13 protein-coding genes and 1 pseudogene are annotated in these 21,103 nt (G+C 71.1%); 8 read left to right on the top strand and 6 right to left on the bottom strand.

What is annotated here, in order from left to right; translation table 11 throughout:
* Positions 1 to 66 precede the first annotated feature (66 nt).
* Entirely contained in the window at positions 67 to 1,002 is a 936-nt protein-coding gene (locus ACFWBT_RS29905) for an anti-sigma factor RsbA family regulatory protein (protein WP_385705921.1), read from the bottom strand.
* A 432-nt stretch (positions 1,003 to 1,434) separates the two neighbouring features.
* Between ACFWBT_RS29905 and ACFWBT_RS29900 the strand changes: the two genes are divergently transcribed.
* The 3 genes from ACFWBT_RS29900 to ACFWBT_RS29890 all read left to right on the top strand — a co-directional run bounded on the left by ACFWBT_RS29900 (position 1,435) and on the right by ACFWBT_RS29890 (position 9,218).
* Entirely contained in the window at positions 1,435 to 2,316 is an 882-nt protein-coding gene (locus tag ACFWBT_RS29900) for an RNA polymerase sigma factor SigF (protein WP_266755002.1), read from the top strand.
* Positions 2,317 to 2,690: 374 nt separating this feature from the next.
* On the top strand, positions 2,691 to 6,692 hold the full coding sequence (locus tag ACFWBT_RS29895) for a HAMP domain-containing protein (RefSeq protein ID WP_385705918.1): 4,002 nt from the start codon (positions 2,691 to 2,693) through the stop codon (positions 6,690 to 6,692).
* Positions 6,693 to 6,800: 108 nt separating this feature from the next.
* Positions 6,801 to 9,218 carry a SpoIIE family protein phosphatase gene (locus tag ACFWBT_RS29890; RefSeq protein WP_385705924.1) on the top strand — a complete coding sequence of 806 codons (2,418 nt, stop codon included), beginning with the start codon at positions 6,801 to 6,803 and terminating at the stop codon, positions 9,216 to 9,218.
* Between the two features lie 260 nt (positions 9,219 to 9,478).
* Here the strand turns inward: ACFWBT_RS29890 and ACFWBT_RS29885 are convergent, their stop codons facing one another.
* On the bottom strand, positions 9,479 to 10,336 hold the full coding sequence (locus ACFWBT_RS29885; protein WP_385705916.1) for a DMT family transporter: 858 nt from the start codon (positions 10,334 to 10,336) through the stop codon (positions 9,479 to 9,481).
* 297 nt (positions 10,337 to 10,633) lie between these two features.
* On the opposite strand from ACFWBT_RS29885, the pseudogene ACFWBT_RS29880 reads away from it, so the two are divergent.
* Both ACFWBT_RS29880 and ACFWBT_RS29875 read left to right on the top strand, forming a co-directional pair.
* Positions 10,634 to 10,858, top strand: a pseudogene (locus tag ACFWBT_RS29880) (antitermination regulator); the annotation flags it as partial.
* Between the two features lie 265 nt (positions 10,859 to 11,123).
* A complete protein-coding gene (locus ACFWBT_RS29875) occupies positions 11,124 to 11,519 on the top strand; it encodes a GAF domain-containing protein (protein WP_385705914.1) in 396 nt (131 codons plus the stop codon).
* Positions 11,520 to 11,564: 45 nt separating this feature from the next.
* Here ACFWBT_RS29875 and ACFWBT_RS29870 read toward each other — a convergent pair whose 3' ends face one another.
* Entirely contained in the window at positions 11,565 to 13,187 is a 1,623-nt protein-coding gene (locus tag ACFWBT_RS29870) for a molybdopterin-dependent oxidoreductase (protein ID WP_385705912.1), read from the bottom strand.
* 477 nt (positions 13,188 to 13,664) lie between these two features.
* Between ACFWBT_RS29870 and ACFWBT_RS29865 the strand changes: the two genes are divergently transcribed.
* Entirely contained in the window at positions 13,665 to 14,786 is a 1,122-nt protein-coding gene (locus tag ACFWBT_RS29865; protein WP_385705910.1) for a PP2C family protein-serine/threonine phosphatase, read from the top strand.
* Between the two features lie 153 nt (positions 14,787 to 14,939).
* Here ACFWBT_RS29865 and kstD read toward each other — a convergent pair whose 3' ends face one another.
* The gene (gene kstD, locus ACFWBT_RS29860; protein ID WP_385705908.1) at positions 14,940 to 16,733 is read right to left on the bottom strand and encodes a 3-oxosteroid 1-dehydrogenase; all 1,794 of its coding nucleotides are present in this window, start codon (positions 16,731 to 16,733) and stop codon (positions 14,940 to 14,942) included.
* 250 nt (positions 16,734 to 16,983) lie between these two features.
* Between kstD and ACFWBT_RS29855 the strand changes: the two genes are divergently transcribed.
* A complete protein-coding gene (locus tag ACFWBT_RS29855) occupies positions 16,984 to 18,627 on the top strand; it encodes a GMC oxidoreductase (protein ID WP_385705906.1) in 1,644 nt (547 codons plus the stop codon).
* Between the two features lie 66 nt (positions 18,628 to 18,693).
* On the opposite strand, the gene ACFWBT_RS29850 is transcribed toward ACFWBT_RS29855, so the two are convergent.
* Entirely contained in the window at positions 18,694 to 19,173 is a 480-nt protein-coding gene (locus ACFWBT_RS29850; protein WP_385705922.1) for a carboxymuconolactone decarboxylase family protein, read from the bottom strand.
* Between the two features lie 9 nt (positions 19,174 to 19,182).
* Positions 19,183 to 20,256 carry a dihydrodipicolinate reductase gene (locus ACFWBT_RS29845; protein WP_385705904.1) on the bottom strand — a complete coding sequence of 358 codons (1,074 nt, stop codon included), beginning with the start codon at positions 20,254 to 20,256 and terminating at the stop codon, positions 19,183 to 19,185.
* A gap of 185 nt (positions 20,257 to 20,441) precedes the next feature.
* Between ACFWBT_RS29845 and ACFWBT_RS29840 the strand changes: the two genes are divergently transcribed.
* Positions 20,442 to 21,062: an L-threonylcarbamoyladenylate synthase gene (locus tag ACFWBT_RS29840; RefSeq protein ID WP_356469611.1), complete on the top strand. Its 621-nt coding sequence runs from the start codon at positions 20,442 to 20,444 to the stop codon at positions 21,060 to 21,062.
* The last annotated feature ends 41 nt before the right edge of the window (positions 21,063 to 21,103 follow it).

The following is a 21,103-nucleotide window of genomic DNA, read 5'->3' as shown; positions in this document are numbered from 1 at the left end:
CCTGGAGAACAGGTTCGGGCCCCTCGACGTACGCCGCCGCGCGCGGGCACCGTCACGCGAACCCGGTCACGTGCGGGCGATGTAGCTGCGCACGGTCGTTCCGAAGTCCTCCGTGTGCACTCGGACGAGGTCCGAGACGTAATGCACGAGGAACAGCCCTCGTCCGCCGATCTGGTCGGGGCGCACGGGATGCCGGCCGGCCAGCGGATCGCTCAGCCGGCCCTCGTCCCGGACCTCGCACACGATCTGCTCGCTCTCGGCCCAGATCCTCAAGGTCCCCGAACCGCCCCCGTGCACAACGCTGTTGGTCGTCAGCTCCGCGACCACGAGGTTCAGATCCTGGAGGCGGGCCGGTGTCATTCCGCGTTCCCGGGCCTCGCTCGTCGCGAAGTCGCGGGCGACGGGCAGGAGTTCCGCGTCGAAGCGGACGGTCGCCGCTCCCGGGGGGTGGCGCAGTGCTTCGTTGCAGCGCGCCAGCACTCCGTCCGGGTCGTAGGCCGGGCTGACGCTCTGCCGGCCGCCGCTGATCACGACGGGGTGCGTGGCGTGGGCGTCGGCGATCACGTCGTGCGGGAGGGCGCGCGCGTCGTACGGACAGAGGATGGTCACGTCACGTCCGCCGAACGCCGTGTTGATCAAGGCTTCGTGCTGGACGCAGGCCGGGTATTCCACCGCTGTACGGCCGTCCCAGATGGGCTCGCCGATGATCCGCACAGGGCCGCCGCGATGGGCGTCGGCGAACGCCCGCAGGACGGAGGGGATGATCCGGCCCGGGTTCCGGCCGGCCCGCGTCATGTCGATCCAGCGGACGTCGGTGCCGAGCGGACCCAGTTCGCCCCTGATGAGATCCAGTCGTGGGCCGGGAACGGCCACCGCCACCGGCTCCCCGGCGGCTACGCCGTCCGACACGAAACGTGTCGTCCCCTCCACGTACTCACGGTCGCCGCGATAGATGAGCGCGGGGTGGACGAAGGGGTCGCCTGGGAGTGCCGCCGTCGTCATGTCGCGACCACCGCGCGCCGGGGCCCGCGTCCCGTGGGAGGTCCCGCGTCGAGGCACACCGTCGGGCAGAGCGTCTGCGCTCCGTCCACTCGCTGCTCGATGCCCACGGCCTCACCCCGAAACCCATTTTACGCGGCCGCCCCGACACCGGAGCCGGGCCCCCGCCGCGGGGGCGCCACCACTTGGCCGCGCACACTCCCCAGCTGCCCCGGGAACCCCGGCAGAACCATCCGGGCATCGGTTCGAAATTTGACGCCACCGGCCCGCATCCGAACCATGTCCCCGGACGGAAGTACGCCCTGACCCGGCGCCGGGCGGGAGGCGGGACGTACGCGTTCCGCAGAATTTCTGCGATCGGGTGGCATGAGTGGTGTGAAGCAGGGCAGACGGTGCCCTGGCATTAATTCCTTCGGACGATTTGGGGTGGACGGCATGGCGGCCGTGACGGCAGCGAAGGCAACGGACACGGCATACCAGGCGGCGACGGCCGAGGGGGGCGTCCTTCCGCAGATCGACGAGCCGCTGAAGATCAGCCCGAAGGACGCGCGTGAGCTCTCCCGCCAGTTCTTCGACCGGCTCGCCGTCCTCGAAGAGGGCACGCACGAATACCAGTACGCGCGCAACACCCTCATCGAGATGAATCTCTCCCTCGTCCGGTACGCGGCGGCCCGCTTCCGCAGCCGCAGCCAGGGTGAGATGGAGGACATCGTCCAGGTCGGCACCATCGGGCTCATCAAGGCCATCGACCGGTTCGAGCTGACCCGCGAAGTCGAGTTCACCTCCTTCGCCGTCCCCTACATCGTCGGTGAGATCAAGCGCTTCTTCCGCGACACCAGCTGGGCCGTCCACGTGCCGCGCCGCCTGCAGGAGGCCCGCGTGGAGCTGGCCAAGGCGACGGAGGAACTGCGCACCCGCCTCGGCCGTACGCCCACCACGCGTGAACTGTCCGAGCTGATGTCGCTGTCCGAGGAAGAGGTCATCGAGGCCCGCAAGGCGTCGAACGGCTACAACTCCTCGTCCCTCGACGCCGCGCTCACCGCCGACGGCGGCGCGGACGGCGAGGCCGTCCTCGCGGACTTCATCGGGGAGGAGGACGCCTCGCTGGAACTGGTCGAGGACTTCAACTCCCTGGCCCCGCTGATCGCCGAACTCGACGACCGTCAGCGCCGGATCATCCACATGCGCTTCGTCGAGGAGCGCACCCAGGCGCAGATCGGCGAGGAGCTCGGCATCTCGCAGATGCATGTCTCCCGGCTCATCACCCGCATCATCAAGCGGCTGCGGACGGGCCTGCTCGACCCCTCGGTCGCCTGACACGCCACACGCCACACGCCACACGGCACAGCCGGTACGACGGTCCCGTCGCCCCGCTCCCGGACTCCGGTCCGGAACGGGTCGGCGGGACTTCGCGTGCGTCGGTCCGGGCGACCCCGGACCGAAAGGGTTCTGTGTATCCCCTTCACTCGCGCTTATTCCTGCCAACGGCCACATTTTTTGGGCCGTCGAGGAGTTTTCCTTCACGCTTTGTTCAGCACCTGCGTTCTGGGTTAGCCTGCGGCGTATTTTCTCATCGGGATGACCCGTGATCTGCGGGAATGCCACGGACAGGCACGGGGACCGTCCGTGGCCCGGCGCGTGATTCCGAGTTCCGTCGTACGGGACTCCAGGGGAGCGGAACGAGGGTGGGTATGGCCAGGGCAGCGAGCGAGACGTCCGTGAGGACACCGGGCGAGCAGGAGTTGCGCCAGTTGCTGGCCGGCCTCACCGCCGTGCGCGACGGCGACTTCGGCACCCGGCTCCCCGACGAGGCCGGCGGCCTGCTGGGCGACATCGCGACCGTGTTCAACGGCATGGTGGACCAGCTGTCGGTGTTCACCTCCGAGGTGACGCGAGTGGCGCGCGAGGTCGGCACGGAGGGGACGCTCGGCGGCCAGGCCGAGGTGCCGGGTGTCTCCGGCACGTGGGCCGACCTCACCGACTCCGTCAACGCCATGGCGGGCAACCTCACCACTCAGGTCCGTGACATCGCGCAGGTGGCCACGGCGGTCGCCAAGGGCGATCTCTCCCAGAAGATCGATGTGCCCGCCCGCGGCGAGATCCTCCAGCTGAAGGAGACCGTCAATACGATGGTCGACCAGCTCTCCGCCTTCGCCGACGAGGTCACCCGCGTCGCCCGCGAGGTCGGCACCGACGGACGTCTCGGCGGGCAGGCCGACGTCAAGGGCGTCAAGGGCACCTGGCGCGATCTCACCGACTCCGTCAACCTCATGGCGGGCAACCTCACCGCCCAGGTCCGCAACGTCGCCCAGGTGGCCACGGCGGTGGCCCAGGGCGACCTCTCCCAGAAGATCACCGTCGACGCCCGCGGCGAGATCCTCGAACTCAAGAACACCATCAACACGATGGTCGACCAGCTCTCCGCCTTCGCCGACGAGGTCACCCGCGTCGCCCGCGAGGTCGGCACGGCGGGCAACCTGGGCGGACAGGCCACGGTGCGGGGCGTCTCCGGCACCTGGAAGGACCTCACCGACAACGTCAACGTGATGGCGTCGAACCTGACCGGTCAGGTCCGCTCCATCGCGCAGGTGGCCACGGCCGTGGCCCGCGGCGACCTGTCGCAGAAGATCACCGTGGAGGCGAAGGGCGAGGTCGCCGCCCTGGCCGACGTCATCAACACGATGGTCGACACGCTGTCCGCGTTCGCGGACGAGGTGACCCGCGTCGCCCGCGAGGTCGGCACCGAGGGACGCCTCGGCGGCCAGGCGCACGTACCGAACGTGGCGGGCACCTGGAAGGACCTCACCGACAACGTCAACTCGATGGCCAACAACCTCACCGGACAGGTGCGCAACATCGCCCTGGTGACGACGGCGGTGGCCAAGGGCGACCTGTCCAAGAAGATCGACGTCGACGCCCGCGGCGAGATCCTCGAACTCAAGACGACCATCAACACCATGGTCGACCAGCTCTCCGCGTTCGCGGCGGAGGTCACCCGTGTGGCACGGGAGGTCGGCAGCGAGGGCAGGCTCGGCGGCCAGGCCGAGGTGGAGGGTGTCTCGGGCACCTGGAAGCGGCTGACCGAGAACGTGAACGAACTCGCCGGCAACCTCACGCGCCAGGTCCGTGCCATCGCCGAGGTCACCAGCGCCGTGGCCGAGGGCGACCTGACCCGGTCCATCACGGTGGAGGCCTCGGGCGAGGTCGCCGACCTGAAGGACAACATCAACTCCATGGTCGAGTCGCTGCGTGAGACCACGCGCGCCAACCAGGAGCAGGACTGGCTCAAGACGAACCTGGCTCGGATCTCCGGCCTGATGCAGGGCTACCGCGACCTGGACGTGGTGGCCGACCTCATCATGGACGAGCTCACCCCGCTGGTCGCCGCGCAGTACGGCGCCTTCTATCTCGCCGAGGAGACCGCGAAGGGGACGGAGCTGAGGCTCGTCGGGTCGTACGGCTACCCCGACGAGGACGGGCGCCCCACCCGTATCCCGCTGGGCCGCTCGCTCGTCGGGCAGGCGGCACGCAGCCGCCGGGCCATCACCGTGGACGAGCTGCCGCCGGGCTACGTCACCATCTCCTCGGGCCTGGGCCAGACGGCGCCGACGGCTCTGGTGGTGCTCCCCATCGTCGTCGAGGAGCAGGTACTCGGTGTCATCGAGCTCGCCTCGGTCACCCGCTTCAAGCAGGGCCACCGCACCTTCCTGGAACAGCTGATGGAGACCATCGGCGTCAACGTCAGCACCATCGTGGCCAACGCCCGCACCGACGAGCTGCTGGGCGAGTCGCAGCGTCTGACCGCCGAACTCCAGGCACGGTCGGAGGAACTGCAGGTCCAGCAGGACGAACTGCAGCGCTCCAACGCCGAGCTGGAGGACAAGGCCTCGCTGCTCGCGACCCAGAACCGCGACATCGAGGCGAAGAACCTCCAGATCGAGCAGGCCCGGCAGGAACTCGAGGCGCGGGCCCAGCAGTTGTCCCTGGCGTCCAAGTACAAGTCCGAGTTCCTGGCCAACATGAGCCACGAGCTGCGGACGCCGCTCAACAGCCTGCTCATCCTCGCCCAGTTGCTGGCGCAGAACCCCTCGCGCAATCTCACGCCGAAGCAGGTCGAATACGCCGGGATCATCCACTCCGCGGGCTCCGACCTGCTCCAGCTGATCAACGACATCCTCGATCTGTCGAAGGTCGAGGCCGGCAAGATGGACGTCACCCCCGAGCGGGTCCCGCTGCGCCAGCTGCTCGAGTACGTCGAAGCCACCTTCCGTCCGATGACCTCGCAGAAGAGCCTGGAGTTCACGGTCAGCACCGCTCCCGGGTCCCCGGTCGACCTCCTCACCGACGACTCCCGGCTGCGGCAGGTGCTGCGCAACCTGCTGTCGAACGCGGTCAAGTTCACCGAGCGGGGACGCGTCGAGCTGCGGATCGAACCGGCGGCCGACCAGGAGATCCCCGCGGGCGTACGGCGGGGCGGCACGGTCGCCGCCTTCCGGGTCAAGGACACCGGGATCGGCATCCCCGAGCAGCAGCTGGAGACGATCTTCGGCGCCTTCCAGCAGGCCGACGGCACCACGAGCCGCAAGTACGGCGGGACCGGCCTGGGGCTGTCCATCACCCGGGAGATCGCCCACCTGCTCGGTGGAGCGGTCACCGTCGACAGCACACCCGGACAGGGCAGTACGTTCACCCTCTTCCTGCCGGTCGCGCGCCCCGACTTCGAGGAACTGCTGGCCGGCGGCCGCAAGCCCGAGTCGGCGCCGGCCGAGGGCGCCGCGGCGCTCGACGAACGGCGGCACACGGTCGCCGGTTCGATCAGTCCGCCGAGCCGGCGGCGGCGCCGGCTGCTGGTCGTCGAGGAACGGCCGCGGGGCCTGCTCACGCTGGTGGCCGAGAGCGCGGTCGGCGATGTCGCCCGCAGCCGTGACGAGGGTGACGCGCGCGAGAGCGTCGACGTCGTCACGGTCGTGGGGGCAGAGGAGGCGGCGAGCGCGCTGGCCGCCGAGCCGTGGCACTGCGTCGTCCTCGAACTCGGCATGCCGGAAGGGGAGACGGCCCGGTTCCTCGAAGCGGTGGAGGGCGACTCGGCTCTGGCGACGGTTCCCGTCCTCGTCCACAACGGCAGCCGCGTCGACCTCGCACAGGAGCAGGCCCTGCAGTCCCGCTCCGGCGCCCGGTCCCTGGAGTTCCTGTCCAGTCTGGACGAGCTGCGCGAACGCATCGCGCTGCACCTGTCCGCGGACCAGCCCGGCGACGTGGTCCCGCTGGTCCGCGCCGAGGAGGCGAGGAGCCGGCCCGCACAGCCGATCGACGACGCGTTCCGGGGCCGTACGGTGCTCGTCGTCGACGACGACGCCCGCAACCTCTTCGCGCTCAGCGGGATCCTGGAGCTGCACGGGTTCCAGGTGCTGCACGCGGAGAACGGCAGGAAGGGCATCGAGACGCTGCTGAGCCGGCCCGAGGTCGCGCTGATCCTGATGGACGTGATGATGCCCGAGATGGACGGGTACACGGCGACCGCCGAGATCCGCAAGATGCCCCGGTACGCCGAGCTGCCGATCATCGCGGTGACGGCGAAGGCCATGCCCGGCGACCGGGAGAAGAGCCTGCTGTCGGGTGCCAGCGACCACGTCACGAAGCCGGTCGACACCAACGACCTCATCGCCTGCGTCCGACGCTGGCTGGGGGAATGACATGGCGCTCAGCACCCACCGCCAGGGCCGGTCGGCGGGGCAGCCGCCACGGCCGCCCCTCCCCCGCCCCGCAGAGGGCCCGCGTCGAAGAACGGCCGCACCGTGAACATTCCTGAGACGACCGACGCGAACGTCGCCGGTTCGGCGGACGTCGCGGACCAGACGGACGCCGACCGGTCCGGCGAGCCGGCGGGCGTGGCCCGGACCTCTCCGGTCGGGCGGCTGGCGGCCACGGTCGAGCGGCTGCGCCGCGAGGTACGGGCCGCCCAGGCGGAGGCCGACGGACGGGCCCTGATCGAGCTGGCCAAGGGCATCCTGGTCGAGCGGCTGGGCTGCGGGCCGACGCAAGCCGCCCGCCAGCTCACCGAGTTGGCCGAGCAGGCCAAGGTGCCGCAGCTCCAGCTCGCGGTCGAGATCATCAACCAGGCGGCGCACGACCGGCTTTCGGAGGTGACCAGCACCTTCCTCGCCGTCGCGACGGACCGCGCGCCGAAGGACGACGCCCCGGCGGTACGGCTGCGCGCGGCCGAGAGCGGTGCCCTGGCGGCGGACGACACCCAGGCGGTGGCCGACTCCCTGCTCCAGCACGCGCTGACCCCGCTCGGGGCCGTCGCCGTGGCCATCTGGGCGGCGGACGCCGACGGTTCGCTCTCGCTGGCGGGCAGCGCCGGCTTCTCGGCGGCCGAGGCCAGGCGCTGGCGTTACGTACCGCCGGGCGTGGCGACGATGGCGCGCCGCGCGCTGTCCGAACGTACGGCCCAGTGGGCGGCCTCGCTGTCGGGCACCGGACTGCCCTCCATCGGGCACGCGGCCCATCCCGACGGCGGAAGGGTCGCGGTACCGGCCGGCTCCGGGGGCCGTATCCACGGCGTCCTGGAAATCGCCTGGCCGTCCGCCCTGGAGCCTCAGCCGCCGCAGGTCGTCCGTCAGGTCGAGGCGCTGGCGGAGCTGTGCTCGCACACGCTGGAGACGCACACGCTGCCGGGCGAGGGGCACGACGCGCGGGGGACGGACGACGTCTCCGAACTGATCGACCTGGTGGACGGCTTGCACGATCCAGCCCTGGTCCTGGTGCCCCATCTCGACGACCAGGGACGGCTCGCGGACTTCCGCATCCGTCATGTGAACGGCCGTTTCCTCGATCCGGCCGGGCGGCCCCGCGGCACCGTCCACGGCGCGCTGCTGCTGGAGGCCTACCCGATGGTCGCCGGGGACAGCGACCTCTTCCAGTGCATCGAGCGGGTCTACGCCACCGGGGAGCCGTTCCGGGCGCGGCGCATGGATCTCACGGCGCTGGTCGACCAGGTGCCGCTGTCGGCCGTGGCCGACATCAACGTCAGCCGGCACGGCGGAACGGTGCTGCTCATCTGGCGCATAGAGGACGAGACCGCGCGGCTGGCGAGTCTGCTCCAGCACGCCCAACGGCTGGGCAGGATCGGCGGCTTCGAGGAGAACCTGCTCACCGGCGAGATCATCTGGAACGACACGCTCTTCGACCTGTACGGCCGCTCCCCCTCGGGTGCTCCCGTGGCGCTGGAGGAGTTGCCCGCGCACGCCCATCCGGACGACGCCGTCGCCATCGGACGCTTCCTGCGCACCGTCCTGCATCACCGCCGGCCCGCCACGGCCGCGTTCCGTCTGCAGCGTCCCGACGGTGTCACCCGGCACATCCGTATGGTGGCCGAGCCGGTGCTCGACGCCGACGGCCGGCTCTTCGTGGTCCGCGGGGCGTACCAGGACATCTCGGCGCAGCACTGGACCGAGGTCGCCCTGGCGGTCACCCGGGACCAGCTGGCGCACACCGAACAGCAGGCGCACGAACGCAACCGGCTGACCCTCCAGCTGCAGCACGCGATCATGCCGCCGACCCAGGCTCCGTTGCGGGCTCCGGGGCTCGAAGTGGCGGTGCGGTACCGGCCGGCGGAGACCGAGCAGCTGGTCGGCGGCGACTGGTACGACGCCGTCGTCCTGCCCTCCGGCCTTGTCCTGCTGTGCGTCGGGGACGTGGCCGGTCACGGGATCGAGGCGGCGACCAGCATGGTGGTGCTGCGCAACGCGCTGCGCGGGCTCGCCGTGACCGGTGCCGGACCCGGCCAGCTGCTGTCGTGGCTCAACATCGTGGCGCACCATCTGACGGGCGGGGTCACCGCCACCGCGGTCTGCGGCATCTACGATCCGCGCCGCCGTGTTCTGCGCTGGGCCAGGGCCGGGCATCTGCCGCCCGTTCTGGTCCGTGACGCGGAGGCCAACCCGCTTCCGCTCCTCAAGGGCATCCTGCTCGGTGCCGTCCCCGAGGCGACGTTCGAGGAGGACGAGGTGCAACTGGCGGTCCACGACACCCTGTTGATGTACACGGACGGTCTGATCGAACGGCGCGACCGCTCGGTGGAGGTGTCGCTGCGCCAGCTCCTGAACGCGGCCCGTACGACGTCCAGGACCTTGGACCACCAGCTCGACCGGCTCCTGACGTACAGCAGGTCCGACACCGACGACGACACCTGCATCGTCGGTATCCAGGTCGCCTAGGACCGGCCGGGGAACGCCGAGCGGGACGGTGGCCGGAAGCGGGTCCGCGACGGTTCCGGGCGCGGACGCACGAAGGCGGCCCCGCGGGCAGCCGGGGGGGGTGACTGCCTGCGGGGCCGTACGGCTCGGGTCCGCCAGGGGGGGTTGGCTCGCTCGAGTCGTCTCAGGATGCTGGTGCCCCGGTCCCGGCGGTGCATGCACACGGGTTTCCGGCCAGGATTCCCCTCGTATGGCCGAGCGTCCTGGCATTCGGCCCGGGGTCAGTGGGCGATGTCCGCGATGTGCGGCACCACCCGGGTCAGCCGCAGTACGCCCCACAGGACCAGCCCGGCCCCGATCAGCTCGGGCAGCAGCCACCAGCCGGTGCGGATCGTCTCGTCGAAGAGGATCACGCCGAGCAGCAGGCTGATCGTCGCGTCGCCGATGGTCAGCGCCGGCTGCGAGGCGGCCAAGGGGCCCGCCTGGAGGGCGTTCTCCAGCAGCAGGACGGCGCCCACCCCGGTCACGGCGAATCCGTAGGTCTGCCAGACGCCGAGGAAGGCGACGAAGCCGTCGCCGGTGAGCGTGCCCATGGCCGACTTCAGGAGCGCGGCCGTCAGCGCGTTGCTGATGGCCGACGCCGATCCCAGCACGGCGGCGCGGAACAGCGGCGGGCGGCCCGGGCGGGCGACGACGACCGCGACGGCCACGGCTCCCAGACACACGATCAGCACCGGGATCCAGCGCGTCATGGAGGCGTCGGACCGTGCGCCCGAGGGCGCCGCCGAGCCGAGGACGAGACCGAGGCCGGCCACCACACCGGCGACGGCCCACCATCCCGCGCGCGGCAGGCGGCGGTGCAGCAGCGGGATGGCGATCATCAGGGCGAAGGGCAGTTCCAGGATGAAGAGGGGCTGCACCAGGGACAGCGGTCCGTTCACCAGGGCCAGGGCCTGGAAGATCGCGGCCCCGATCACCCCCGCGATGCCGATCAGCCACGCGGGCTGCCGGGCCAGTCGCAGGATGAGGCGCAGTCCCCCGCCCTCGGCGACGCGGGAAGCCGCCTTGCGCTGGAATGCCGTGCCCATCGCGTTACTGGCGGCCCCGAGAAGCGCGAACAGCACGGCCAGCCCTATCACTCCTCCACCATGCCCCGGCACGGTGGGCCGGGCCTCTCCGGACTCGCCGACCGGACGACGCGGGGCCCGGGCGGACGACGCGGGCCCGGGCGGACGGTCGTCAGGAACTCCGCCGGACTTCTTGCGGAGCGGACGCCGCCCCGGGACAGGGTCGGCGCGATTGCTTGGGAAGCAGGCACGCACCGCGTTCTTTCCGCGGGGCTGCGCGGTCGCGCGTCCCGGCGGTGCGGCGGCGGCCCGTCATGCCTTCCCGTGGGCGTTCGGGCTACCGGTGGAAACAGACGCCGTCAGTAGAGGATGCCGTACACCATGAGCCAGGAGGCACAGCTCCCGCCCGTCGCCGACGGGCGCGTCCCCGAGCCGGACGCGAACTCCGCCGACCTGCACGAAGAGATCGTCCGTCTGCGGGAGCACAACGCCGATCTGCAGGAACGCCTGCACGCGCACCCGGCGATCTCGCTGGCGCAGGGCGTGCTGATGGAGCGCTACCGGTTGCCCGCGCCCGAGACGTCCTTCGCCCTGCTGCGCGAGGCGTCGCAGCGGTTCAACATCAAACTGCACACGCTCGCGGACGCGGTCGTCAGGACCCCGCACCGCGCCGACGGACCGGCCCGCGCCGCGGAGCGCGCCCGGACGGCCCCTCCCCCGCTGCCCGGACTGCGGACGGCCGGGGCCGGGCCGATCGCACCCACCAGGGCGAGGTGGTGGGCGCCGCTCTGCACCGGGTCCTGGACATCACGGGGACCGGCATGGGCAATGTCCAGCTCGCCGAGGGGGACGCCTGCGGATGGTGCGGCACTCGGGTCTCGAACGCGAGTTCACGAGCTTCTTCGCGTTCGTCGACTCGCCCACCACCTCGTGCGCCCAGGCCGCCGAAGACCGCAGACAGGTCACCGTCCGGGACGTGGCGACCGCCGACGTCTTCGACGAGGGCTCCCGTCGCGTCATCCTGCGAGCGGGCAGCCGGGCCTGCCACAGCGTGCCCCTGGTCAACCGGGCCGGCGTGCCGATCGGCATGGCCTCCTCCCACCACGAGCGGCCGTTGCCCGGGTTCACCCGCGCCCAGCTCCACGCGCTGGAGACCACCGGCCTGATGGTGGGCCGCTGGCTCTGCTGGCACCGGCACACCGTCGTACGCGACGCACTGGACCATCTGCACACGACGGCGACCGCGGAGCGCTGAGCGCCCGGGAGCCGCCGTGTCCACCGGGAGCGTCGCACCGGGCGTTCAGCCGACGGTGACGACCACGGAGTGCCGGCCGTCGGCGCCGTCGGGGATGGTCCGGGTGCGTCGGCCGGTCTGGACGTGACCGGTGCGATCGGTCGCCCGGACCGTGAGGGTGTGGCCGCCGCGGGTGGCCTGCCAGGGGAAGGACCACTGGCGCCAGGTGTCGACGGTGTCCTCGGCCGCCAGGTCGGCCTCCCGCCAGGGCCCGTCGTCGATCCGCACCTCGACCTTGTCGATCCCGCGGTGCTGGGCCCACGCGACCCCGGCGACCATGACGGTGCCCGCCTCGGGCCGCGCGAACGGCTTGGGCGTGTCGATGCGGGACTGGGTCTTGACCGGGGCCCTGCTCGCCCACTTCCGCCGCACCCAGTACGGGTCGTACGCGGCGAACGTGGTCAGCTCGATGTCCTTGATCCACTTGCACGCGGACACGTATCCGTACAGGCCCGGGACGAGCATCCGCACCGGAAAGCCGTGCGCGAACGGGAGCGGCCGGCCGTTCATCCCGACGGCCAGCAGAGCGTCACGACCGTCCATGACGTCCTCGACGGGACTGCCGATCGTCATCCCGTCGACGGAACGCGCCACGAGCTGATCGGCCGGACCACCCTCGGACGGCGGTCGCACCCCGGACTCGGCGAGGAGGTCCGCCAGGCGCACTCCGATCCAGCGGGCGTTGCCCACGTAGGGGCCGCCGACCTCGTTGGACACGCAGGTGAGCGTGATGTCCCGCTCGATCAGCTCGCGCCGCAGGAGATCGTCGAAGGTCAGGGTCATCGGGCGGCCGACGCCCCGGCCGTGGATCCTCAGCCGCCAGCCGGTGGCGTCCACCTTGGGGACCACCAGAGCCGTGTCCACCCGGTAGAAGTCGGCGTTCGCCGTCACGAACGGGCTGATGCCGGGTACCCGGAGCCGCGCCCCCCGGGGAATCGGCGCGGCCGGGGACGCGACGGCGGGCAGGACCAGGTCGGTGCGGGAGGCGACCGCGTCCTGACCGCGCGCGCCGTTCAGCGACCGGCCCACCGCCCCCGCGCCGGCCGATGCCGCGGCGGCCGCCGTGGCGGCCACGATGAAACCGCGCCGGTCCCAGCCGGACTCCCCCGGCGTGGCGGCCGGGGCCGCCCCCTCGGCGGTGACGGGCTCGTCCCGGTCCGGCCGGGAGTCCGGTGCGGAGGGTGCGGAGGGTGCGGGCCGGGTGGTGGAGAGCCGGCCGACCAGGATGTACAGGAGCAGCGCGCCGCACACGGCTCCGGCAGCCGAGGGCAGGGCGTCGGTCCAGCTCGTGGAGTCGGGACGGGTGAGCGCGGCGGCACCGCCGATCACACCGAACAGGAGCACTCCCAGAGCGCCCGCGCGGCGACGGCGCACCGCGAGCACGCCGAGCGCACAGGCGAACAGCGCGAGGACGACCAGAATGCCGAGCTGGAGAACGAGCTTGTCATCGGTGCCGAAATGACGAATCGCCCAGTCCTTCACCGAAGGCGGTGTGCGGTCGATCGTGGCGCCCCCGACGGCGACGACCGGGCCCGCCTCGGGTCGGACGAGCGCGCTCACCGCCTCGGCGACGGCGAGGGCGGCGAACCCGGCGAGCACGCCGCTCAGCGCACCGAGGGAGTACCTCACCCAACTCGCCGGCGCGTCCCGATCCTTCTGTCCCGCCTGTCCCGCCTGTCCCGCCCGTCCTGGCTGTCCTGGCTGTCCTGGCTGTCCTGGCTGTCCTGTCGTCACGGTCGGAATCCGATCCCGGGCGTCCGGCGGATTGGTCGCTCACCCCATCCGATGAAGTCCCTTCCCCGTCTGGGTCGGAAGCGTCGGACCCGGCGCGCACCGATCGGTCCGCCGGGCGGCAGGGGCGAGTCGGTGGTGGGATGAAACCCCGCCGAATGGGCAGACGCCCGGTGGAGCCCCGTCACCCTCATCCCCGTGAGTGGCGGGGCTTCGTGTTCCTGGCGCGGTCACGGCCGCCCCGCGTCGGTTCGTCTCCCCTTCCCGCCGCCCCTGGAGGGACCGGCGCGCTTCCTGCCCGTGCCCGCGTCGCCGGACGACCGGAATGCGCGGCAGCGCGGAATGGAGGACGGTTGTGGCAGAGGGAGGAGTGCCATGGCCACGAAGGCCGCGCCCGGTCAGCGGGACGAGAAGGACCGGGGATGGCTGCGCGGCTCGCCCCCTCCGCGCTGGGTGCGGCTGCTTCCGCCGGTCCTGCTGGTGGTGGTCTGCGTGAGCGAGCTCGCCACGAGTCACGATCTGGACATCGGCTTCCTGCTGGGCGCCATCCCCTCCCTGGCCGTGCTCTCGTACGGGCCCATGGCGACGGCCGCCTTCGGCGCGATCGTCGTGATCGTGATGAACATCCCCGCCATGCAGCTCAACAATCCGGGCAACGCGGACCTGCTCACGATCACCTTCATCGCCGTGCTCAGTGTGTTCGTGTCCCTGGTCCGCAGCCGCAGGGACGCGCATCTGGTCACCGTGCGCTCGGTGGCGGAAGCCGCCCAGCTCGCCGTTCTGCCGCCGCTCCCCGAACGTGTCGGGCCGGTGCGCTGCGTGGGGCTGTACCGGCCCGCGCAGCAGGAGACGCTGGTCGGTGGGGACTTCTTCGACGTACGCGACGGGCCCTTCGGGGTCCGGGCCGTGATGGGCGACGTCCAGGGGCACGGGCTGTCGGCGGTGGGAACGGTCGCCTCGCTTCTCGGGGCGTTCCGGGAGACGGTGCTGGACCAGCGTGATCTGGAGGCGGCGGCGGCCCGCCTCGATCGCCGGCTCGTCGTGGACTCCGCGTCGGTCGACCACGCCGAGATGTTCGCCACCGCGCTGCTCCTGGAGTTCTCCCGAGGCGCCGACACGGTGCGGCTGGTGTCCTGCGGGCACCCCCATCCACTGCTGCTGCGCGGCGCGAAGGCCCTCGAACTCGACACCGAGCCGGGGGCCCCGCTGGGGCTGGGCTTCTTCGAGGTGTCCCCGCCGCGTGGGCGCACGGTGGACCTGGAGCCCGGCGATCGGCTGTTCCTGGCGTCGGACGGTGTGAGCGAGAGCCGGAATCCGGCCGGCGTCTTCTACCCGCTGCCGGATCGGCTGGCCGAGTTCGCCGAGGAGCCTTCGGACGCTCTGGTCGACCGCGTGTGGCAGGACCTCGTCCAGTACTGCCCCTCGATCCGTGACGACGTCTCGATCCTGCTCCTCGCACCGCGGATCCGGGATGACGACGACCGCGACGGCGGCTGACGGCGACTGACGGCCCGAGGACGTAGGTACCGGGCCGGGCAGCACGGACGGGCCGGGCGGTACGGACAGGCCAGGCGGTACGGGCGGTACGGACGGGCCGGGCGGTACGGGCCGACGCGGGGCCGGGGCCGGGACCGGACCGCCCGACCCGCCTCAGGTCGCCGCGATGTCCAGCGCCGCGATGTACCCGAACGTCATCGCGGGACCGATCGTCGAGCCCGCTCCCGCGTAGCTGTGGCCCATGACGGCCGCGCTGGCGTTGCCCGCCGCGTACAGGCCGGGGATCACCGTGCCGTCGGGCCGCAGGACGCGGGCCCGGGCGTCCGTGGCCAGACCGCCCTTGGTGCCCAGGTCGCCCGGAACGATCCTGAAGGCGTGGAACGGTGGGAGCCACAGAGGGGCCAGGGAGGAATTGGGGAGGATCGCGGGGTCCGTGTAGTAGTGGTCGTAGGCGCTGGCGCCGCGATGGAAGTCCGGGTCCGTGCCGTTCAGGGCCAGGCCGTTGAAGCGGCTGACGGTGGTGCGCAGGGCGGCGGCGGGGACACCGATCCGGCCGGCGAGGTCGTCCAGGGACCAGGCCTTGTACGCGGCGCCGGAGGTGTACCAGGCGTCGGGGAACGTGAACGTCGGCGCGACGTCCTTGAAGAGGTAGCGGTTGCGGTAGTTCTGGTCGATGATCAGCCACGCCGGGATGTCCGGCGCGCTCGGGTTGCGCTCGTACATGGTGTGCACGACGTCGCTGTAGGGCGCGGCCTCGTTGACGAAGCGTGCTCCGGCGGCGTTGACCAACAGGCCGCCGGGCAGCGTGCGTTCGGCGAGGCAGAAGTAGGGCTGGTCGGGCAGCGGGATGGCCGGGCCCCACCAGGCGTCGTCCATCAGGTCGAGGGCGGCCCCGGCGCGACGGCCCGCCAGGATGCCGTCGCCGGTGTTCTCCTTGGCTCCCACCGTCCAGGCGGTCCCGATGGGCTGGCGCTGGTACTGGGCGCGCATGGACGCGTTGTGCTCGAAGCCGCCCGAGCCGACGATGACCCCGCGCCGTGCCCTGACCAGGCCGGACGTGCCGTTCTGGGTGACGACCGCGCCGGTGACGGCACCGTTCTCCACGAACAGGTCGGACAGCGGGGTGTTCAGCCACACCGGGACCCGGGCGGCGAGCAGGCCCGCGCGCAGCCCGGCGGCGAGCGACTGGCCCATCGTCAGCGGCTTCTGGCCGAGCAGCGCCGCTCTGGTGCCCCGGGCCAGGCACTCGGTGGCGACGGCCGCGCCCTTCGCGCTCACCGCGGCGAGGGTGAGCCACTTGTAGTCGGCGCTGAAGACGACCATGCCGGCCGGGACCGCCATGTACGCCGGGTTCAGGTGGGCGAGTTCGGCTCCGAGGATGGTGCCGTCGAGCTGGTCGGGCTCCATGGATCGGCCGCCCGGGAGCCCGCGGGGAAGCTCCGGGTAGTAGTCGCTGTACCCCTCCATCCAGCGGAAGCGCAGCGGGCTGTTGGCCATGACGAAGGAGATCATGGCCGGTCCGTTGCCGAGGAAGGCCTGTTGACGGGCGGCGGAGACGTCCGGGCCGACCACGGCCGCGAGGTAGGTGGCGGCCTTCGCCGGGGTGTCGGGGACGCCCGCGGCGAGGATCACCGGGTTGTTGGGGATCCAGATGCCCGCGCCGGAGCGAGCCGCCGAGCCTCCGAAGGTCGGCGCCTTCTCCAGGACGACGCAGCTCAGTCCCTTCTTCGCGGCGGTCAGCGCCGCGGTCATCCCCGCGGCTCCGGAACCGACCACGACGACGTCGTACGTGCCCAGCAGCGGCAGGTCGGCCGCCGTGGCGGCTCCGGTGGCACCGGCGGCGAGCGCGAGGGAGGCACCCGTGGCCGCGCCGAGCACCCGGCGCCGCGAAGGGCCGGGCGTCGGGAAGGAGTCGGTACGTCTGGCGGGGTCGGCGCTCGGGGACATGGCAGGGCGCTCCAGCAGGGCGAAGGAATGTGAGGCGTTCCGTGCTCCGGGAGCCGACAGGCCCCCGCCGTACCGGTTCTGATGCAGCGTCAGGAAATGTCGCGCGAGGGTCTTGTGAAGTCAAGAGCAAGCGGATCAGACTTCGCCGATCACCCCAAGATCGGACACAAGTTACCAACCGGTATGTAGTGACTTAACAAGCTGGCAACAGTAGAACCTGTTCCCACTCATCGAGAGTGAGGAGTGTCACATGGGTGACATCAACCAGCAGAACAAGGATTCCAGAGGTGTCTCGCGCCGACGATTCATTGCTGGAACGAGTTCTATTCTTGGAGCCGTGAGTCTTGCCGGTCGTGCCGCCGCGGCCCCGGCACAGGTCGCCACGGCGGCCTCGTCGATCCCTTCCGGAGCACATGTCCCCGTCCTGGTGATCGGCACCGGATACGGCGGCGCCGTCGCCGCTCTGCGCCTCGCCCAGGCGGGCGTCGACGTGCAGATGGTCGAGATGGGCATGGCCTGGGACACCCCGGGCTCGGACGGCAAGATCTTCGCCAACACGACCAGCCCGGACCAGCGTTCCTACTGGCTGCGCACCAGGACGAAGCAGCCTCTCAGCAACTTCCTCGGCTTCCCCATCGACAAGGACATCCCCCGCTACACGGGCATTCTGGACGCCGAGGAGATGGGCCAGATCATCGTGTACCAGGGCCGCGGCGTCGGCGGCGGATCGCTGGTCAACGGAGGCATGGCGGTCACCCCGAAGCGGGAGAACTTCGGCGCGATCCTCCCGTCGGTGAACGCCGACGAGATGTACGCGACCTACTATCCGCGCGCCAACGCCGGGCTCGGTGTCGGTCTCGTGGACCCGGCGTGGTTCGACACCACCGACTGCTACCAGTACGCCCGCGTCGGCCGTAAGCACGCCCAGCGTTCCGGCTTCCCGTTCGTCTTCGTGCCCGACGTGTACGACTGGGACTACATGAAGCGGGAGGCCGCCGGCACCGCCACCAAGTCGGCGCTCGCCGGGGAGATCCTCTACGGCAACAACTACGGCAAGAAGTCGCTCCAGAAGACCTATCTCGCCCAGGCCGCGGCCACCGGCAGGGTCACCATCTCACCGCTGCACAAGGTCACTTCGGTCTCGCCCGCGGCCGGTGGCGGCTACACCGTCCTGATCGACCAGCTCAACACCAACGGCGACGCCACGGCCTCCAAGACGGTGACCGCGGACCGGGTCTTCTTCGCGGCCGGCAGTGTCGGGACCAGCAAACTGCTGGTCAAGCTGAAGGCCACCGGCGCACTGCCCGGCCTGAACGGCGAGATCGGCCAGGGCTGGGGCGACAACGGCAACGTCATGTGCGGCCGCGCCAACCACCTGTGGGACCCGACCGGCGCGCTGCAGGCCAGCATTCCCTGCGGCGGCATCGACAACTGGACCGCGGGCGGCGCGTTCGCCGAGGTCGCGCCCCTGCCCACCGGCATCGAGACCTACGCGTCGTTCTACCTGTCCATCACCAAGAACCCGAACCGCGCCCAGTTCTCCTGGAACGCCGCCACCGGCACCGTCGACCTCAACTGGCAGACCGCCTGGAAGCAGCCGGCCATCAACATGGCCAAGTCGATCTTCGACAAGATCAACGCGAAGGAGGGGACGATCTACCGGACCGATCTCTTCGGCACGTACAAGATCTGGGGCGACCACCTCACCTACCACCCGCTCGGCGGCGCCGTGCTCAACAAGGCCACCGACAACTACGGCCGTCTGCAGGGCTATTCGGGCCTGTACGTCATCGACGGGGCGCTGATTCCCGGCAACACCAGCGTCAATCCGTTCGTCACTATCACGGCACTCGCCGAACGGAACATCGAGAAGATCATCGCCGTCGACCTCTAGCGTGTCCGGGCCGCCCGAGCGGCCCGGATCCGCTCAGTGGCCCGGATCCCCCGCGGTCCGGTCGCCTCAGTGGGTCGGCAGCACGCACACGGCGTCGAGGCCCAGCACGTGGTTGAGCCGGCCGAAGGCCAGCCAGGAACCGATGCTCATGCTCAGCTCCACGATCTCCCGCTGGGTGTACAGCGCGGTCATCCGCGCCCAGAAGTCCTCGTCCAGACCGTGGTGATCCAGGGCGTACCGCTCGGCGTACTCGGCGGCCAGCCGTGTGCGGTCGTCGAAGGCGTCGGAGGTACGCCACTGGGTCACCGCGTCCGCGAACTCCTCCTCGACCCTGTGGCCCTCCCGCTCCGTGCGCCAGTCGAGACAGAACTGGCACCCGTTGATCTGCGCGATGCGCAGGCGCGCGGCCTCGAACTCGCGAAGGCCCAGCGTCGTGTGCTCGTACACCGACAGGGAGAAGTTCGCGGCGGCCATGCCGATGCCGGGCACCATCTCGCCCCACACGTATCCGATCGGTTCCTGTCCCTCGGGAATGTCGATGTGCAGGGTCATGGGTCACTTCCTTCCGAGTCGGCCGACTGCGGGGCGCAGCGGGACGTCGAGTGCGTCGTAGAGTCCTGGTTCCGCGTCCACCAGCCAGTCGATGGCGCCGACCAGGCGGCCGACCGCGGTGGCGTTCCCGCCGGCTGAGCGGTTCTCGCCCTCGTCGGTGGCCTCGACGGTGACCTCGATGCGCGGGCGGCCCTCGATGATCACGCGGTGGGCACCGTCCCCGTCGGGTGGCGTCGGCCAGTCCGGCGCGCAGGAGGCGTGGATGCGGGTGACGTGCTCGATGACGATCCGGGGCTCTCCCCCGACGATCCCCTGCACCTCGAAGCGCACGGCGCCCTGGGTACCGGCCGCGAACTCGCCCATGGTGCGGGTGTTCACCGTGGCCGTGAGCGGGCGGCGCTCCAACGTCTCGCGGATGTCGTCGAGTTCGACGCCGAGCGCCCGTGCCATGAGCCGTATCTGGCCGCCCCACACCATGGTCGGGATCGACGGGGCGAGCATCAGCGGCTCGTAGTCCATCGGCTGCCCCATGCCGACCAGGTACCGGACGGATTCCTCCTGTTCGTACGTGGAGTAGTCGAAGATCTCCTGGCAGCGGATGGCGTCGACCGTGGTGCCGAGACCGCTGATCAGCAGGGGCAGTACGTCATTGCCCCAGCCGGGATCGACTCCGGAGACGAACAGGGAGCCGCCGCCGTCCGCGATGGCGGCGAGCACGGGCTCCCGGAACTCCGGCGGGGCGTTGCGCTGGTCGTAGAGCGGATAGAGGGCGGGCGTGACGACCACCGCACCGGCCCGGATCGCCCTGCCGATGTCGGCGAGGGCCTCGTCGGGGCGGATGTCGCCGGTGGCCGCGTAGACCACGGCTCCGGGGCCACCGGCCAGGACGGCGTCGATGTCGTCGCTCGCCGCGACCCCGAGGCCGTGGTCGAGCCCGGCGAGGTCGCCCGCGTCCCGGCCGGCCTTGTCGGGGTTGTGGACGAGCACGGCCGCGAGTTTCAGCTTCGGGTGGGCCTCGACGGCGCGGATGGCCGCGCGGCCGACATTGCCGGTACCCCAGACCACCGTGGAAATCATGCGGCGGAGGGTAGCGAGACGGCCTCGAGGTTCCTATAGCCGTGACCGGGGAAAGATTCCGGGCCCGGAGCCGGTCGAGGGGTCCTCGGCACACGACGGGGGCGCCGGAGCCGTGTGCCGCTCGTCCGGGGGTGACGGATGCGGCTCGGGGGGGTGCCGCCGGGGTCACCGCCTAAGCTCGGAGCATGGCCAAGTACTTCGATGTGCACCCGGACAACCCGCAGCGCCGCATCATCAGCCAGGTGGTGGAGATCGTCCGGAGCGGCGGGCTGATCGTCTACCCGACGGACTCCTGCTTCGCGCTCGGCTGCGCGCTCGGCAACAAGGACGGGATCGACCGCATCCGTTCGATCCGCCAGCTCGACGAGCGGCACCACTTCACCCTGATGTGCGAGGACTTCGCGCAGCTGGGGCACTTCGTACGGATCGACAACACCGTCTTCCGCACGGTCAAGGCGGCGACTCCCGGGAGTTACACCTTCATCCTCCCGGCGACGAAGGAGGCTCCGCGCAGGCTGCTGCACCCGAAGAAGAAGACCGTGGGGGTGCGGATCCCCGACCATGCCGTCGCCCAGGCGATCCTCTCCGAACTCGGCGAGCCGCTGCTGTCGAGCACCCTGCTGCTGCCGGAGGAGGACAAGCCGCTGACCCAGGGCTGGGAGATCAAGGACCGCCTCGATCATGTGGTGGACGCCGTCATCGACTCCGGCGACTGCGGCACCGAGCCGACGACCGTCATCGACTTCTCGGGCGCCGAGCCCGAGATCGTGCGCCTCGGAGCCGGGGACCCCTCCCGGTTCGAGTAGGCCCGGACACGGCACCGCGGCCCTGGTGTTCAATTAGTATG

The organism is Streptomyces sp. NPDC060027, assembly GCF_042737005.1.
Classification (GTDB): Bacteria; Actinomycetota; Actinomycetes; order Streptomycetales; family Streptomycetaceae; genus Streptomyces.
The sequence above is the reverse complement of the archived record's forward strand: the minus strand, read 5'-3'. Positions and strand labels throughout refer to the sequence as shown.

Coding starts and splice junctions, on each gene's coding strand:
- ACFWBT_RS29905 (WP_385705921.1), bottom strand. CDS start 1,002: ATGACGACGGCGGCACTCCCAGGCGACCCCTTCGTCCACCCCGCGCTC.
- ACFWBT_RS29900 (WP_266755002.1), top strand. CDS start 1,435: ATGGCGGCCGTGACGGCAGCGAAGGCAACGGACACGGCATACCAGGCG.
- ACFWBT_RS29895 (WP_385705918.1), top strand. CDS start 2,691: ATGGCCAGGGCAGCGAGCGAGACGTCCGTGAGGACACCGGGCGAGCAG.
- ACFWBT_RS29875 (WP_385705914.1), top strand. CDS start 11,124: ATGGTGCGGCACTCGGGTCTCGAACGCGAGTTCACGAGCTTCTTCGCG.
- ACFWBT_RS29865 (WP_385705910.1), top strand. CDS start 13,665: ATGGCCACGAAGGCCGCGCCCGGTCAGCGGGACGAGAAGGACCGGGGA.
- kstD (WP_385705908.1), bottom strand. CDS start 16,733: ATGTCCCCGAGCGCCGACCCCGCCAGACGTACCGACTCCTTCCCGACG.
- ACFWBT_RS29855 (WP_385705906.1), top strand. CDS start 16,984: ATGGGTGACATCAACCAGCAGAACAAGGATTCCAGAGGTGTCTCGCGC.
- ACFWBT_RS29845 (WP_385705904.1), bottom strand. CDS start 20,256: ATGATTTCCACGGTGGTCTGGGGTACCGGCAATGTCGGCCGCGCGGCC.
- ACFWBT_RS29840 (WP_356469611.1), top strand. CDS start 20,442: ATGGCCAAGTACTTCGATGTGCACCCGGACAACCCGCAGCGCCGCATC.